Here is a 16,182-nt window from a genome sequence, read left to right as displayed (position 1 = left end):
CCGGTGTTTCACGCGGTCCTCACGGCTCGAATCCCCCGTCGATTAGTTCAACGCCACGAAGACCCACGGGACGACCCGCCACCCATCGACCGGTTCCAGGTGCAGCGTGTGCCGCTGATGGTGGTGTTCGAGGACGCCGAACCGGTCGCATGAAAAGCCGAGAGGTTCGTCGAGACGGCCTGACTACTCCCGGAGGAGGCGCTGGACGACGTCGAGGCGCTCGACGGCGACGTCCGACTCGCGCAGGTGCGCTTTCGCGTCGGCGAGAGCGGTCTCACGTGCATTGCGTTCGCCCCGTGACCCCGTGTCGGCGGCAGTCTCGAAGTCGACGGCGGCCAACGCGAGTGCGTCGGTGACGCCGGCCAGATCCGAGACGGCGTCGGTCATGGGACCGGGCGCCTGGACGTCCGCCAGCGCGTCGCTGGCAACGCGTAGTTCGTCGCCGACTGTCTCGAATTCCCGTTCCGCCGAGAGGTACTGTTCGCTCCGGTAAGACCGGGCAGCACCCCTGAACCCGTCGAGACCACGCTTGACGCCAGCGAGCGCGTCGGGGAGTGCCTCGAAGGCCGAGACGGCCCGCCGGAACTGGTCGACTTTCGCCTCGTAGGTCGAGGTATCGAACTGGTCGAACGCGTCGGCGTCCTCGACTGCGCTCTCGCTCTCGATGGCGTCGAGGTGTTCGGCGGCAGCCGACCGGGCGGTGCGCATTCTGCCGAGGGCGTTGGGCACCGTGCCGGTGTTGTCGGCGTAGATCCGGCCGAGAACGAACTCGAACTCCTCGTGCGCACTCCGGATATCGTCCTGAAACCGGATTCCCTGATCGAGAACGGTCGTGACGCCTCGAAGCCGCCGCGACGCCTCGTACTGTTCGCCGCTGGCCCGACGCGGGAGTTCCTCGAGCGTCCGTCTGGCCTCGCTGACAGGACCGGTCACGCGCGAGAAGGTCACGTCGGTCGCGACAGTCACATCGAGCAGGGTGGCAGTCCCGTCCTCGCCTCGGCCCCCACTATCGTCGGCGAAACCGACGTACGCGTCGTAGGCGTCGCCGAGGCGGTCGCGGGCGTTCCCGATGACCTCGGCACCGCGGCGCTCGGCCTGGTTTGGCGTCTCGGTCCCGGTCGGTTCCTCGGTAGGTTCCACATCCGTCGCGGTCGGTTCCACTGTCTCCGTCGGAGGCGACTCGGGCGGCGTGCCGGGACCGGGAGGCGTGTTGTCGGTTTCGGACGGGGTGTCGTCGGGGTCGAGCAGAGGAATCGACTCCGAGCAACCGGTAGCGAGTCCGGCACCGACGGTCGCGAGGAGGGTGCGGCGGCGCATCAGTTCGATGATGTATGTTTGACGTATTAACTCTATCTATCCGACCGATTCGTCGTCTGACCTGTGGGTCGCCGGCGACGTAGCAACACCGGACAGCGTTCAGTTTCACCCCGCGTTGCGAACCTTCTTAGGCGAGTGGGCACAACCATGTGACGACAGATGGCGCGCGCGGAGGACACCGAAGTCATCGATCTCTTCGAGGAGTTCTACCGCAACTACTACCGGAACGAGATCGGTGAACTCGCCCAGAAGTACCCCAACGAACAGAAGTCTCTCTACGTCGACTGGCAGGACCTCTATCGGTTCGATCCGGACCTGGCCGACGACTACCGTAACCACCCGGGCCAGTTCCAGGACTACGCCGAGGAGGCCCTGCGGCTCTACGACCTCCCCGTGGACGTGAAGCTCGGGCAGGCTCACGTCCGCGTCCAGAACCTCCCAAAAACGACGGGGATTCGCGATATCCGCGCCGACCACCGCGGAAAGCTCATCGCCGTCACGGGCATCGTCCGGAAAGCAACTGACGTTCGCCCCAAAGTGACGACGGCTGCCTTCGAGTGTCAGCGCTGTGGGACTCTGACCCGCATCCCACAGACAGCCGGCGATTTCCAGGAGCCCCACGAGTGCCAGGGGTGTGAACGCCAGGGCCCGTTCCGAATCAACTACGACCAATCGGAGTTCGTCGACGCTCAGAAACTCCGCATCCAGGAGAGTCCCGAGGGGCTCCGGGGCGGTGAGACACCCCAGAGCATCGACGTGAACATCGAGGACGACATCACGGGACGGGTGACCGCCGGCGACCACGTCCGGGTCAGCGGCGAACTCAACCTCGACCAGCAGGGGGGCCAACAGGAGAAATCGCCCATGTTCGACGTGTACATGGACGGCTCTGCGGTCACCATCGAGGACGAACAGTTCGAGGATATGGACATCACCGACGAGGATAAAAAGGAAATCGTCTCACTCTCCGAAGAGGCGGGAATTTACGAGACGATGGTCGACTCTATTGCCCCCTCTATCTACGGCTATCGTCAGGCCAAGTTGGCGATTATCCTCCAGTTGTTCTCCGGGGTCACGAAACACCTGCCCGACGAGTCCCGCATCCGCGGCGACCTGCATATGCTGCTCATCGGCGATCCGGGTACGGGCAAATGCGTCCGCGGAGACACAAAAATTACGCTGGCTGACGGAAGCGAACGACCGATTCGCGACCTTGTCGAGGAGAAGTTGGACGACCCGGTGCCCGTCGACGACGGTGTTTACGACGAGGTCGACATCGAGGTCCCATCGCTTCGAGACGACGGCAAAATCGGACTCGGGTGCGCGACGAGGGTCTGGAAACGCGAAGCCCCGGACCGAATGTACCGAGTGCGGACAGCCAGTGGGTACGAACTCGAAGTGACACCGTCCCATCCGTTGTTCGTCCAGTCTGGAGGGGGGCTCGACGCGAGGAGAGCCGACTCCCTGACTGAGGGTCAGTTCGTCGCGACGCCACGAGAACTTCCTACGGAGGGCGACGACGCCCTCGGAGCCGATTATCGCCGCTCCCGACCGAACAGTACCGTTCGTCTCGACCTTCCCGAAACGTGGACGCCGTGGTTGGCGCGGCTACTCGGGTACATCGTCGCCGAGGGGTACGTCGAACAACGCGAGGACGATACCGGACTCGTTTCGATTACAGACGACGACCACGAGGTACTCGACGATGTCGCTGACACACTGGAGCGACTCGGTCTGAACTACACTGAGCGTGGCGCTCACGACGGGAAATCGGCACGCGAGATCGCGTGTTTCTCCAGCGAGTTCGTTCGCTTCCTGCAACGGTTAGATGCAAACATCCTCGGAGCGTCTGCAGAGGAATGCGTTCCTGCCGAAATAATGGGCGCGAGCCGCCGAACGAAATCCGCCTTCCTGCGTGCCTTCATCGAAGGCGAAGGTCACGTGTCGGCGACCCAGCGAGAGATCACGGTCGCATCGATGAGTCGCGACCGGTTGGAGCATATCAGAAGTCTCCTACTGACACTCGGAATCACGTCGCAACTGACCGAGCGCCACAATGATCGCTATCGGCTACGAATTAGTGGTACACAGTTCGAGCGATACGTCCAGCGGATCGGGTTCGTAACTGAGCGGACGTCCTCGGCGACCGGTTCGTCCAACGGAACAATCGAGAACACGGACCGTGATATCGTCCCGGAGATCGGGGACGATCTCGCGCGCGTTCGTGAAGCGCTCGACCTGACGCAGGCCGACTGTGGTCTGCCACGCTCTACCTATCAACGCTACGAGCGTGGGGACCGAAATCCGAGTCGGGCGAGTCTTCAGACCGTCGTCGATGCGTTCGAGGCGCGACTGGCTGACAGTGTGGGACAGTCTCATTTTATCGCAGACGGTGGCGGCACTGGCATAGAGGGAGACGTGTCCGCGCTTCGATCACTCGCAACGGGCGACGTTCTGTGGGACAAAATCGAGTCGATAGAGGAGACCGAACCCGAGTACGACTGGGTCTACGACCTGGAAATCGAGGGGACGCACAGCTACATCTCGAACAACGTCGTTTCCCACAACTCCCAGCTACTACAGTACGTCCGAGAGATCGCACCACGTTCGGTTTATACGTCTGGGAAAGGTTCGTCCTCAGCAGGACTGACCGCGGCGGCTGTCCGCGACGACTTCGGCGACGGCCAGCAGTGGACACTGGAAGCAGGAGCGCTCGTACTGGCCGACCAAGGCATCGCGGCAGTCGACGAACTCGACAAGATGGCCGCCGACGACCGGAGTGCTATGCACGAAGCGCTCGAACAGCAGTCCTACCATCCGAAATCGGATATTCTGCTCGCGGACGGCCGCCGGGTCGAGATCGGCGAGTTCGTCGATGGAAAGATGGCTGCCCGCTCAGACGATGTCGTCGACGGTGTAGACTGTGAGCTCCTCCCAGTAGTGGGAGTCGGTGTTCACTCGGTCGATCTCGACACGAACGGGGTCGAGAAGACGACGGTCGACCGGGTGAGTAGGCACGAAGCCCCCGACGAGTTCGTTCGGGTGACGTTCTCGAACGGCCGGAACGTGCTGGTAACGCCGGAACACCCGATGTTCGTCGACGACGGCGGCGAAGTCGGAACCGTCGAAGCCGGCAGTATCGAGGAAGGCGCGTTCGTTCCTGCGCCTCGGAAGCTTCCAAACTCGGCGGACCCCGTCGAACTCGACTCCGAACTCCAGCAGGGCGAACAGAAAGATGTCGACCTTCCCGACGAACTGTCGCCGGATCTGGCGGAGCTCTTGGGCCTACTAGCTGCCGAGGGACACTCTGATGCCGGGTCCGCACACGAGATCGGCTTCTCCAACTCGGACGAACGCCTGCCCGTCCGAGCGGCTGACCTGATGTGCGACGTGTTCGGGATGGAGTGTACGGACACCACGAACGCTGTGGGTACTGCCACGGAACGGTGGGGCTCAACGAAACTCATCCGCTGGTTCGAAGAGAACTTCCCAGCGGTGATGCACACCGCGCGGGACAGACGGATTCCGGCGGCGGTCCTCGGAGCCTCCGAGGAAGAGATTCGGCGGTTCCTCGTCGGTGCGTTCGCCGGGGACGGTGGAGCCGAGAGAGAGTCACTGTCGTTCTCGACGGCTTCGGAGGGGCTGGCGAGGGATTATGCCGACGCACTCTCGAAGATCGGCGTTGCCTCGCGCGTCCACCACGATTCGGTCGAGGACCCGTGGACGGTCTACGTGATGGACGACTCGATCGAGAAGTTTGTGGACCGGGTCGTCGAGTCGACGGACGACCGCTACGACGACGCGCGGGCGCTCGCCAACCGAAGCGAGGAGACGCCACGCCACCGCGATGTCCTCCCAACCAGCGCGGCCCGGGAGATCCGTGAGCTACGCTCACTGCTTGGACTTCGGCTGACCGGCAGGTTTCGGGCCAATCTCGACCAGGACTCGGGTGTGCAGATCGAGACGGTTACGAGCGAACTCGCTGCGCTCCGGGAGCGGGCAGCGGCCCTCCGGAGAGAGCTGTCCGACGCCGAGACACTGGCCGCCGTTCGGGAAACAGTGGGCTGGTCCTGTCGCGAACTCGGCGAGCGAATCGACGAGACGGCGAACGTGATAACCGATGCCGAGAACGGCGGATACGACGAGAAACGACGTGTCTCTCTCGCCGCCGAAGCACGCGACGCCGTCGAAGACGCACTCGCCGAGTTCGAGCGACGATCGGACGCCCTCGAACAGCGATGTGACCTCCGATACTACCGCGTGACCGATGTCGAGACCGTCCCCAACGAGGGCGAGTACGCCTGTGACTGGGTGTACGACGTGACCGTCGAACCGACGAACACCTTCGTCAGTGAAGGTGTCGTCCTCCACAATTCCATCAGCGTCTCGAAGGCCGGTATCAACGCGACACTCAAATCGCGCTGCTCACTCCTCGGTGCAGCCAACCCGAAGTACGGTCGCTTCGACCAGTACGAGCCAATCGCCGAGCAGATCGACCTCGAACCCGCTCTCGTCTCCCGATTCGACCTGATCTTCACCGTGACGGACAAACCCGACGAGGAGGCAGACCGGAACCTCGCGAAACACATCCTGACGACCAACTACGCGGGGGAGTTGAACACCCATCGTGCGGAGACGCAGGCATCCGACTATACCGAGGAGGAGGTCGCCCGCGTCACGGACGAGGTGTCGCCGGAAATCGACGCGGAACTGCTCCGGAAGTACGTGGCGTACGCCAAGCGGAACGTGTTCCCGACGATGACCGAGGAGGCCAAAGCGGAGATTCGCGAGTTTTACGTCGACCTGCGCTCACAGGGAACAGACGAGGACGCACCGGTGCCGGTGACGGCCCGGAAGCTAGAGGCGCTGGTACGGTTGGCGGAGGCCAGCGCCCGTATTCGGCTGTCAGACACCGTTGAGGTCGACGACGCACAGCGCGTGATCGAGATCGTCCAGCGAACGCTGGAGGATATCGGGATGGACCCGGAGACGGGCGAACTCGACGCGGACGTGATCGAGACGGGGACGTCCAAGAGTCAGCGCGACCGGATCAAGAACCTGAAAACGCTGATCGCCGACATCGAGGACGAGTACGACGAGGGCGCGCCGGTCGAGCGCGTCCTCGAACGCGCCGAGGAAGCCGGGATGGAACGCTCGAAGGCCGAACACGAAATCGAGAAGCTCAAACAAAAAGGCGAGGTGTACGAGCCCCGCAACGACCACCTCAGAACGACCTAGATGGACCGGATCTCTGCGCTACGGAACCTCGAAGCCGCCCTCGAAGCGTTCGAGGACGGCGAGACGGATCTTGACGGACTGGAGCGGGACGTCCGCGGTATCCTGCGAACGTATGCAACGGAGTTCGAGGGCGAACTGTCGGCATATCGGGTCACCGGTCTCGACCGGGTGTCGGGGACGGTCGTGATGGCGACCGGCGAACGAGAAGCCAGCGAGCGCGTTCGTTCGCTGTTCGACGACGTTTCGCATGAGGCGTTCGGTGTCGAGCGTGTTGCCGACGTGGAACCCGACCAGTCACGCGACTAAACAACACCCGAGGTTTTTAATTGGACTCTCCCAAATAAAAAGACAGAACGCCGGTGACAGCCGAGAAGTCCGACATTAACGAACGAATTGGGAACGCGACGACAGTCATGCTCGGTGCGCCGTCGATGACGAGCGGAACCGACGAGGCCTGCGTCGACATGCTCACACAGGCCGCGCCCGGTGACGCGAGCGTGCTGTGGGTCTCGTTCACCACGCCGGCCGGCGCCTGTCTCGACCGGTGGCGGTCAGTTCACGGCACTGACCCCAGGGACTTCGGCGTTATCATCGTTGGCGAGACCGTCGGCGGTGGTGGAAACGCCGACATCGACTCCCAGGCCGTACAGACCATCTCGAACGCCAGTGACCTCACCGGCATCGGAATCAAAGTCGGAGAGTTCATTTCGGGCCGGGACGAGCGAATCGCGGTCTGTTTCGACTCGCTGACAGCCCTGTTGCAGTACGTGGATCTGGAAACCGCGTACGAGTTCCTCCACGCGCTGACCGGTCAACTGCACTCGGTCGGTGCAGTGTCTCACTTCCACATCGACCCGAACGCCCACGAACAGCGGACCATCGACACGCTGTTGTCGTTGTTCGACGCGGAGGTGCGACTCCGTGAAGACGGGACTGCCGACGTGCGTACCCGCAACCTCGTCGGGTAGCGAACCCGGACCGATGTGGATACTTTTTTGATGTGTTGGGCTGGCAGTTCGTCTGTGTTGCTGGTGGTTACATACTCCCGCGCCGCCCGGCAGACGCTCCGGAACGCCTGTGAGGCGCATCAAGAGACGGTGGTTCGTCGGTTCGGCCGCGCGGCACTGTTCGAGGAGACGGAGTTCGGGGCCTTTCTGGCTCTGCGGCTCCGAGCGGAGTACGGTGTCGACGTGCAGGTCGAGCGGACGGCGCCGCTCAACGAGTTCGAGGCAGTTCCCGACGGCGTCCGGGCGGCCGCACAGTCATACGCCGACCGGGAGCACGCCAGTACGCCGTATGCGAAGTTCGCGAGTGGCGACGACCACCCCGATCCGGCGGTGATGAAAGACCGCGAGCTATGAGAGTCGCCTACGCGGGCACGGTTCGTGAGGGGCGCGTCGTCGACGCGCGTGAGTCGGGGCTGTCACGGGCAGACGCCGTCGGGGCGATCCGAGGCGAGCCCACCGCCATCGCCGTCGAGGCCCCCGATCCGGGGCCTGCTCACGAGTGGCTCGGCGACATCCACCCGGAGATGTGTGTCTCGGTCCGGCAGGGACTCACCGCGGCGGCGCGCTCTCGTGGCCGAACGGCGACTCAGGACGACCGGATCGCCGAGACCGAGTCGGCGCTGGCCGAGCTGACGGTGCCGGAGGTATCGACGCGGACGGCCCGAGTCGACGTGGCCGAGCGGACGAACGAGGTCGACCACCTCGACGAGCGCGTGGCGGAACTGCGTGGGCGGGTCCGGGCGCTCCGGGCGCGGAACGTCGAGACCGACGAGGCGGAGGCCGAACTGGCGGCGGCGATGCGGGACCTCACCGAGGCGGAGACGGAGTTGATCGCCGCTCGCGAGCGCCACGACGCCGCGACCGAGGCTGCCAGGGCGGCACGGGACGCCCGCGAGCGCCGGATGGAGCTGGAAGACAGACTGGCGAATCTCCGGCGGGCAGCCCGTGACGACCTCACGGACGAGACCGCCGACGAGTATCGGGACGCCGTCGAGGCCGCACCGTGGCCGACGCCGACCGACCCGTTCGAGGCCGGGGCCGTGACGGTGGCACTGGCCGCGGCGCGGGTCGCCGACCTGCAGGCGCCAGTGGTGCTTTCGGTCGACCGCTTCGCAGACCCCACGACTGCGGCCGACTGGATAGACGCGGAGGTGTTTCGCCTGTAGTTTATATCCCAGGCCGAGGCCAGCCCGTCCCATGGTGACGCTCTCCTGCACCGCATCGCGTGCAGACGGTGTGACGCTCGTGACTGGTCGCGTCGAGAACTCGGGCGACACTCGCCGCGTTCGGCTGACCAGCCGACTCGACGGGCCGCTCTGGCCGCCGCGCCGACAGGGCGTGCCCGCCGAGGGGTGGGACGACGAGGGCTTCGCGTGCGTTCTGGGAGCCGACGACGTCCGACCGCTCGGTGTCGCGAGTCCGGCACCGCCAGTCGACCCCCCGCTGGTCGTCGAGGAGACCGAACCCGTCGAGACCGACGACGCCGACGGCGTGGCGCCGCGGGTCGCCGTCCCGGCAGTCGAGACGACACCCGACGGCGTCGTCCGGACGCTCGGTGCACCTCGTCCGCCACGGGACGCCGTGCCGACGCCCGATACCGATAGTGGAGCGCGGCCGTCCACGCTCCGGACCGGTCGGGAAAACACGGCGGCGCCTGGCGACACAGAGCCGACAGCGGCCGTCGCGGACGCCGGCGGTGACAGTGCCGGCCCGAACCCCGGCGGTGGTCCCGTCACGGCGACGCTCGACGCCGTCGCGGGTCGGGTCGAGACCGCTGACCGACTCTCGGCGACGACGCGGGTGCCGGACGCAACCGAGGCGCTCCGAGAGCTCGGAGGCATCGCCGGCGCTCGTGACCTAAATGCACAACTCTCCCGGGATGTCGACCGACTGTCACGGCTGGCGGCACGAGCGTCGGAACTGGTCGACCGCGCCGAGACGGCGACAGTGCCGGTCGAGCGACTGGACCGGGTAGCATGATCCTGGCGGTCACCGGCGGGAAAGGTGGCGTCGGAAAGTCGACGGTGGCGTACAATCTGGCGGCCGCGCTGGACGCGGTGGTCGTCGACGCGGACTTGGGGATGGCGGACCTCCCAGCTGCTCGCGGCCCGGACCTCCACGACGTGCTCGCCGGACGTGCGGCACCGGTCGAGGCGGTCCGGGAAGACACGCCGGTCGCTATCCTCCCGTGCGGCCGGTCGCTGGCGGGAGCGCGAGCGGTCGAGCCGACGCGGCTGGTGGCAGCGGTCGAGTCGGTCGCCGCCGAGTACGGCCGGGTAGTCGTCGACTGTCCGGCCGGGCTGGGCGGAGACGTGGGCCTCGGGCTGTGCGTTGCGGATGCGTGCGTGTTGGTGACGACGCCGGCCGAACCGGCGGTCGCTAACGCGGTCCGCGCCCGGGCGCTGGCGCGAGAACTGGACGCTGGGCTGGTCCGGATCGTGCTGAACCGGGCGACGGACGACGGGACAGTGGACGCGCTGGCCCGCGAACTCGGCGCGCCGGTCACGGCACTCCCGGAATCGGCGACACTGGCTGACGCACAGGCCCGTGGCCAGCCCGTGACGCAGGCGGCTCCGGACAGCGAGGTGGCCGGCCAGGTCGAACGGCTGGCCGCGGCGGTTCAGTCCTCGCTGAGTGCCTGATAGGTCGCCCGGAGCGTCACCGGCGTCACACCCGCGGTTTCGGCTACTTCGGCCTGCGTGAGATCACGTTCCAGTTCCCGTGCGGCGAGGTAGAGACAGCCGGCGGCGACGCCAGATGGGTCCCGACCCGACACCAGCCCGCGCTCTCGAGCGGTGCCGACGAGCGCGTCAGCCCGGCGCTCGACTGCCTGCGGAAGGTCGAGTCGGCTGGCGAAGCGGGGCAGGTACTCCGCAGGGTCGATGGGGCCGGTCGGGAGGCCGAGGTCCCGGTTCAGCGCGTCGTATGCGGCCGTGAGTTCGCTCTTGGAAGCGCGGGCGGCGCCGACCACCTCGTCGAGTGTCCGCGAGACGGCGGAAGTCCGGCAGGTCGCGTAGACGACGGCGGCGGTGAACCCCTCGATGGAGCGACCCCGGAGGAGGTCCTCTTTTTGAGCGGACTCGAAGAGGACACAGGCCTGATCGCGAACGTGGTCGGTCAGATCGAGTGTGCTGACGAGCCGGCGAATCTCGCCGAACGCGTACACTCTGTTGCGCTCGGCTTTGGACCTGATTCGAGCGCGGTTGTGCTGCCGACGCATCCGGGCGAACCGGCGCCGTTTGCGACCTTTGAGGCGGGTCGACCGCCCGATCTCGGTGGTGAGACCCCGGTCGTGACGCGACCGAGTCAGCGGTGCGCCGGTCCGTTCCCTGTTCGCCTCGTCGTCGGCGAAACTGCGCCACTCGGGACCCCGGTCGATGTTGTCTTCCGCGACAACGAGCCCGCACTCCCCACACACCGTTTCGCTCTCGCTCTTGCGGAGTCTACCCTGACACTCCGGACAGCACTGTGTTGACGTAGCCATCTTACAGTCGAAGGTTGGCCCGGAATCACTATTTAAAGAACGCTCGGACCGCCCGGAGACGACGGGTTGCGGCCGAAACAACGTACCGGTAACCGGTACGTTCCAGTCGACTGTCCGGCTCGGGCCGTCGTCGTCCCGGACGGTCGCTTGTTCAGCGTCACGAACATTTATTATGATGATGGCAGAACGCTCGCGTATGGGGTTGTCGGATATCGCCGCAGGGGTGGAAGTGACCAAGAAACAGCAGGACCGGGGTGTGGCGACTGTCGACGAGACCGACGCGGACCTTGCCGCGCGACTGGCCGAGCACGCCGATGCACTCCCCTGCGAACCGGCGGTAGCGGCGACCGTCGTCGAGGTGTACGCTGGTGGTCGCTCCATCGAGACGGCAGCTAGCGTGGCCGAAGTGGCGCCGACGACGGCCGCGAAGACACTGCACCTGCTCGGTGAGCAGGTTTCGCCGGTCGGTCCGCCGGGTCGTGAAATCGTCCGGGACTGGCTGGACGCGACGCTCTCGCGGACTGAAGCGATGGAACTGAGTGGGGTCAGCGAACGCGCGTTCGCGCTGGCGGCGTACGTCGAGACACACGAGCCGATTCCAGGGGCGCGGGAAGCCGTCGCTGCGACGCTCTCGACGGGGTTAGGCGGTGGGGAACCGTTGGCGGAGACGATGAGCAGTGTCAGCGACCTGCGCGAGTCGTAGCCGAGACGGTCGTCGCGGAGACTGCGAGTGAGCAGTGTCAGCGACCTGCGCGAGTCGTAGCCGAGAGAACTGGGGACCAATTAAGACACACGGGGCCATCCATGGGATATGCGCGTGCTGGTGACCGGTGCGACCGGATTCGTCGGCGGCCACCTCGTGCCGGCGCTTCTGTCCGCCGGCCACGACGTGTCCGTACTCGTCCGGGACCGCGGCGGATACGATGGCCCCGACGCGGTGACGATTTTCGAGGGTGACCTGCTGAGGCCCGGAAGCTTCGACGCGGCGCTGGACGACGTCGAGGCGGCGTACTACCTGGTCCATTCGATGCGTGCGGGGCCGGACTACGTGGAGCGGGACCGGCGGGCGGCGACGAACTTCGCCGCCGCGGCCGAGGACGCCGGTGTCGAGCGAGTGCTCTATCTGGGTGGACTGGGCGAGGACTGTGACCGACTCTCTGCGCATCTCGAATCGCGGCGCGAGGTCGAACGGATTCTCGCCGATGCGGAGTTCGCGCTGACGAGTCTACGGGCGGCGATGATCGTCGGCGACGGCAGTGCCGGCTTCGAGTTGGTCCGCCAGCTAGCGGTTCGTCTCCCGGTGATGGTCACCCCGCAGTGGGTCGATACACCATGTCAACCCATCGCTATCGACGACGCGGTGACGTATCTGGTCGGCGTCCTCGACGTGCCCGAACTCGCCGGTCGGACGGTCGATATCGGTGGGCCGGAGGTCATGAGCTACAAGCAGGTGATGGCCCGGACGGCCGAAATCGTCACCGGCTGGCGACCGGTGATCGTCCCGGTACCGGCACTGACGCCGAAGCTCTCGTCTCGCTTGGTGACCCTGGTGACCGACGTTCCCCGGTCGGTCGCGCATCCGTTGCTTCTGGGCGTCAAAAACGCGGTCGTGGTGCGAGACGACAGCGTCCGTGAGTTCCTGCCCATCGAACTGACGCCGTTCGAGACCGCGGTCCGGCGGGCGGTCGATGGTACCACCGTCACCTGCAGGCCGAAACCGGCCGCCGCGGGGGAGCGCTGATGGAACCCGAATACGGAGAGACCTGGACGTACGAGAGTATCGTCGGGGCGCTGCCGGGCATCGATATCTCGACGCGTGCGGCGGTCATCATGCAGTTTCTCATCTTCGAGACCGCGGTGGTAGTGTTGGCGGCGGTCTACGACCTCTGGATGGCGGCCGCCGTGGGCACCGTCGCAGTCGGCGTCGCGACTGTCGGAAGTGTCGAGATGCTCCGGATTAGCCAACTGGTCCGCGGCGAAGCCGTCCCCGAGAGCTACCGGCGCCTCCTCTTCGGGTCCAGCGTCGAGGTGGTCCTCTCGGTGCTGGCGTACGTGGCGTTGATTACGCACCTGTTCGTGTTCGGACCCCAGTCGGGGACACCGATTCTGACCACGTTGTTCGGCCCGGAGCCACCGATACTCGTGGTCTATCTCGTCCTGCTAGTGCTGTGGGACGTATGTTACCGTATCGGAACCGGCTGGTGGGCCAGCGTCGTAGCGCTGTGGCGGTCGGCCCGCTACCAGTTCGACCCGTCGACGGCCCGTGCGCTCCAGCGAGCGGACTTGGAGACGATGGGCTTTGGCGTCCTCCAAGTTGCACTGGTTCCGTTCCTCGCCTCGGCGCCGGTCCTCCGGACAGCCGTCATCGGCCACGTCGTCGCCGTCACTGTCGTCACTGGCGCGTCGGTGTGCCTGTTGCGGGTCCGGACAGAAACAACTACTCCGAGTTCATCATCCTGAACTGGTCGAGTAAGTCCTCCGCGGACTCGCCGCTGTCGTAGTCGACCTCTCCGTTGTAGTTCGTCCGCTCGTCGTCGAAGTCAGTGTCTACCTCGCTGTTTTTCCGCTCACGGCGCTCGTGTTCTTCCTCGTCGTAGGCACCCATTGACATTGTTACTCTTACTCACGCTCACGGTAGACGGTAGTCGCCTATGAATGTAACGATAAATAACCATACTACTGCGACTTCGCCGAGATGGTGCTTGCTGGACGAGCTACGTCCCGTCGAGGTCGACGGTCCGGGTCCGGTTCCAGGTGCGCTCGTCGATTACGGCCAGTTCTTCGCGGCCGAACACGTACATGTAGTCGTCGACGTACATCGCGCGCAGGGTCGTGCCGTCGGTTTCGACGGTCGTCTCGAGCGAGAGTTCCCCGTCGCTGTAGTCGACGACTCTGCCACCCTGGCCGGTCGGGAGGAAGAAGACCTCGTGGCGCCGGTCGAGCAAGAATGCGTGGTGGCTCTCCGAGACGGCAGACCGGCCCGCGCCGAACAGGAAGTCGTCGTCGATGGTCGGATCCGATGGGTCGGAGACGTCGAACAGCACGGCCTTGACCTGGCCGTCTTCCTCGCCGATTCCGAGGATGTGGTCCTCGTCGACGGGGTGGAGGTACGAGGAAAAGCCCGGGAGCTCGAGTTGGCCGACTTCCTCGGGGTCTCGCGGGTCCGAGACGTCCACGACATGGAAGGGGTCGATCCGCCGGAACGTGACGGCGTACGCCGTGTCACCGATATAACGGACGGCGAACACCTCCTCGTTCACGCCCATACCCGTCGCAGCACCGAGTCGATCTAGGCTCTCGGCGTCCAGGGCGTACAGGTCGTTGGCCGACTGCGCGCCGCCCGCGGCCGGAATCGTCGCCGTCACTCGGAGCGTCCCCTCATGTTCCGAGAGGGAGAACTGGTTCAGCGGCCGGCCCGGAACCGTCCCCACAGTCTCGACGGTGAGGTCCGTGTCGTCGACGCCGACCTTGACGATGCCCGTCGTGAGCAGGTCGCGCTGGTGGTCCTCGAGATACGAGCGGTAGTCGTTGCGAATCTCGCTCGACACGCGGTCGCGTCTGGACCGGTCGAGCGTGGCGAGCCACTCGCGGAGGACTCGATCGGCCTCCCGCTCTCTCGAGGTCGCGGAGATGTTGTAGCTCCGGATCTCCTCGAGTCGGTCGAGTGCCCACGCCGGGAGCCGGTCACGCTGCCGTTCCAGCAGGAAGTCCACGCGGAGCGCCCCGCGCTCGCTGCGCTCGGTGTAGGTCACGTACAGCGACCGGTTAGACATGTAGACGACCGTGTCGTCCTGTGTGCCGACGAAACCGATCGCGTCACCGACCGTGCCGCTCTCGGCGTCGAGCGCGAGCGCCGAGTATGTGGCGTCGACCGGTACCTGCCGCGTCGGGCGATAGACGTCGCCACAGGCGATAGCTGCCTCGCCGCCCAGCGGTTCCACCGGACAGGGGTCGTCGACCGACACCGACGACCGCGTGACCAGGTAGAGTCGCCCGCCGCGTTCGCGCACGGCGACGACCTCGTCTTTGAGGGGATAGGTCCAGGTCTGTGCGGGTGCGGCGGGTTCACTCACGTCGTACCCCCGCAACTCGTCGTTCTCGACAATCACGAGCGTGTCGTCGACCCGGACGAGACGACCGCTGGCGTCGATCGACCCGACCTCTGCGGGGGTCTCTGGTGGGGTCGCAGAGAGAACGTGCGTCTCGCTCTCGCCACGGTCCGGTCGCACTCGCCCGCTCCATGGCTCGACCCGCTGGTGCTGTGGTGCATAGTAGACGTGCTGCCCGTCGGCCTTCAGGATATCCGGCTCCTGGAGACCGGCTACCTGAACGTTCGTGCTGGAAACGCGGTCGGGAACGCTTCCGTCGTCGACCAAACTCGACTCGCCGCCGCCGTCGGCCGCGTTCATCACGGCCCCGGGTTCCGTGCGGCCGACGGTCGGCTGTGCAGTCGTCCGGAACCGCTGCACCTGAAACGGCGCGTCGACTGCCGCGAGCCGCTGGCCTCGCTGGACGTACGCCGTGACTGCCGCCTCACTCTCGAACTGCACCACTGCCGCGTCGTCGCTCGCGTTGCCATCGCTGTGAGTCGTCACGTCGGTCGGCGGACGCGTAGTGTCGCCGCCCAGTGCCATCGCGCCGACCACTACGACGGCACCGAGAACGACCACCGCGAAACCTGCCTCGACGAGCCGGGTCCGGTGCATACCGACGACTTTTCTAGCCTCAACAAAGGTCGTATCGTTGAGTAAAAAGGCTATTTGACTCTCCGGGCCGACCGGTGGGCCAGAGATTCTCGGGTCGTCGGAGACCGGTTGCCGACGGTGCCCGACGAGTCAGAACGAGACCTGATCGTGTCCGTCCTCGCCGATGCAGGACGGGTCGCGGTCGCTGTACCCTTCCCGACCGATGGCGTTGCTGCTGACAGCCGAGAGCGCCGCCACACGCACGTCTTCCGCCGTCTCGAACGTCTCAGTTCCGAGCCGTCCCAGCACGTCCCCCAACCGCTCGTCACCGTTGGGCAGTTCGAGTTCGATGTCTCCGTACTCCTCGATGACCTCCTCGGTCGTCGCCGGGTAGGTGTGCGCACCGATTCGGTCGTCCAGCCCACTGAGTAAACGCATACTACTCAATCGT

General features: G+C 65.6%; 16 protein-coding genes. 11 read left to right on the top strand and 5 right to left on the bottom strand.

Features of this window, described 5'->3' with window-relative positions; genetic code table 11:
• The first annotated feature begins 3 nt into the window (after positions 1 to 3).
• A complete protein-coding gene (locus Q0964_RS00900) occupies positions 4 to 153 on the top strand; it encodes a hypothetical protein (RefSeq protein ID WP_299262421.1) in 150 nt (49 codons plus the stop codon).
• 30 nt (positions 154 to 183) lie between these two features.
• On the opposite strand, the gene Q0964_RS00895 is transcribed toward Q0964_RS00900, so the two are convergent.
• Positions 184 to 1,317 (bottom strand): hypothetical protein, encoded by a 1,134-nt coding sequence (locus Q0964_RS00895; protein ID WP_299262418.1) that lies wholly within the window; start codon positions 1,315 to 1,317, stop codon positions 184 to 186.
• 159 nt (positions 1,318 to 1,476) lie between these two features.
• On the opposite strand from Q0964_RS00895, the gene Q0964_RS00890 reads away from it, so the two are divergent.
• From Q0964_RS00890 to Q0964_RS00860, 7 genes are all read left to right on the top strand, one after another.
• Entirely contained in the window at positions 1,477 to 6,555 is a 5,079-nt protein-coding gene (locus Q0964_RS00890; RefSeq protein WP_299262415.1) for an LAGLIDADG family homing endonuclease, read from the top strand.
• On the top strand, positions 6,556 to 6,861 hold the full coding sequence (locus Q0964_RS00885; RefSeq protein WP_299262413.1) for a DUF7854 family protein: 306 nt from the start codon (positions 6,556 to 6,558) through the stop codon (positions 6,859 to 6,861). It abuts the gene before it with no gap.
• A 107-nt stretch (positions 6,862 to 6,968) separates the two neighbouring features.
• A complete protein-coding gene (locus Q0964_RS00880; RefSeq protein WP_299262410.1) occupies positions 6,969 to 7,523 on the top strand; it encodes a DUF7504 family protein in 555 nt (184 codons plus the stop codon).
• 54 nt (positions 7,524 to 7,577) lie between these two features.
• Positions 7,578 to 7,916: a DUF7855 family protein gene (locus Q0964_RS00875; protein WP_299262408.1), complete on the top strand. Its 339-nt coding sequence runs from the start codon at positions 7,578 to 7,580 to the stop codon at positions 7,914 to 7,916.
• Positions 7,913 to 8,728, top strand: coding sequence for a DUF7856 family protein (locus Q0964_RS00870; RefSeq protein ID WP_299262407.1), 816 nt, complete (start codon positions 7,913 to 7,915; stop codon positions 8,726 to 8,728). The genes Q0964_RS00875 and Q0964_RS00870 overlap by 4 nt, the downstream gene beginning before the upstream one ends.
• A gap of 31 nt (positions 8,729 to 8,759) precedes the next feature.
• Positions 8,760 to 9,542 (top strand): DUF7857 domain-containing protein, encoded by a 783-nt coding sequence (locus tag Q0964_RS00865; protein ID WP_299262405.1) that lies wholly within the window; start codon positions 8,760 to 8,762, stop codon positions 9,540 to 9,542.
• Positions 9,539 to 10,204, top strand: coding sequence for a MinD/ParA family ATP-binding protein (locus Q0964_RS00860; protein WP_299262404.1), 666 nt, complete (start codon positions 9,539 to 9,541; stop codon positions 10,202 to 10,204). The genes Q0964_RS00865 and Q0964_RS00860 overlap by 4 nt, the downstream gene beginning before the upstream one ends.
• On the opposite strand, the gene Q0964_RS00855 is transcribed toward Q0964_RS00860, so the two are convergent.
• Positions 10,183 to 11,046, bottom strand: coding sequence for a transcription initiation factor IIB (locus Q0964_RS00855; protein ID WP_299262402.1), 864 nt, complete (start codon positions 11,044 to 11,046; stop codon positions 10,183 to 10,185). The genes Q0964_RS00860 and Q0964_RS00855 overlap by 22 nt on opposite strands.
• Before the next feature lie 196 nt (positions 11,047 to 11,242).
• Between Q0964_RS00855 and Q0964_RS00850 the strand changes: the two genes are divergently transcribed.
• From Q0964_RS00850 to Q0964_RS00840, 3 genes are all read left to right on the top strand, one after another.
• Positions 11,243 to 11,749: a DUF7858 family protein gene (locus tag Q0964_RS00850; RefSeq protein WP_299262401.1), complete on the top strand. Its 507-nt coding sequence runs from the start codon at positions 11,243 to 11,245 to the stop codon at positions 11,747 to 11,749.
• Positions 11,750 to 11,857: 108 nt separating this feature from the next.
• On the top strand, positions 11,858 to 12,787 hold the full coding sequence (locus Q0964_RS00845) for an NAD(P)H-binding protein (protein WP_299262400.1): 930 nt from the start codon (positions 11,858 to 11,860) through the stop codon (positions 12,785 to 12,787).
• Positions 12,787 to 13,506 carry a DUF7530 family protein gene (locus Q0964_RS00840; protein WP_299262399.1) on the top strand — a complete coding sequence of 240 codons (720 nt, stop codon included), beginning with the start codon at positions 12,787 to 12,789 and terminating at the stop codon, positions 13,504 to 13,506. Before Q0964_RS00845 ends, Q0964_RS00840 begins: the two co-directional genes overlap by 1 nt.
• Here Q0964_RS00840 and Q0964_RS00835 read toward each other — a convergent pair.
• From Q0964_RS00835 to Q0964_RS00825, 3 genes are all read right to left on the bottom strand, one after another.
• The gene (locus tag Q0964_RS00835) at positions 13,484 to 13,657 is read right to left on the bottom strand and encodes a DUF5786 family protein (protein WP_299262396.1); all 174 of its coding nucleotides are present in this window, start codon (positions 13,655 to 13,657) and stop codon (positions 13,484 to 13,486) included. The genes Q0964_RS00840 and Q0964_RS00835 overlap by 23 nt on opposite strands.
• 103 nt (positions 13,658 to 13,760) lie before the next feature.
• The gene (locus Q0964_RS00830; RefSeq protein ID WP_299262393.1) at positions 13,761 to 15,752 is read right to left on the bottom strand and encodes a beta-propeller domain-containing protein; all 1,992 of its coding nucleotides are present in this window, start codon (positions 15,750 to 15,752) and stop codon (positions 13,761 to 13,763) included.
• A gap of 129 nt (positions 15,753 to 15,881) precedes the next feature.
• The gene (locus tag Q0964_RS00825) at positions 15,882 to 16,169 is read right to left on the bottom strand and encodes a DUF5789 family protein (protein WP_299262391.1); all 288 of its coding nucleotides are present in this window, start codon (positions 16,167 to 16,169) and stop codon (positions 15,882 to 15,884) included.
• Positions 16,170 to 16,182: the final 13 nt, after the last annotated feature.

This window comes from Halorientalis sp. (assembly GCF_028275115.1).
GTDB lineage: Archaea > Halobacteriota > Halobacteria > Halobacteriales > Haloarculaceae > Halorientalis.
The sequence above is the reverse complement of the archived record's forward strand: the minus strand, read 5'-3'. Positions and strand labels throughout refer to the sequence as shown.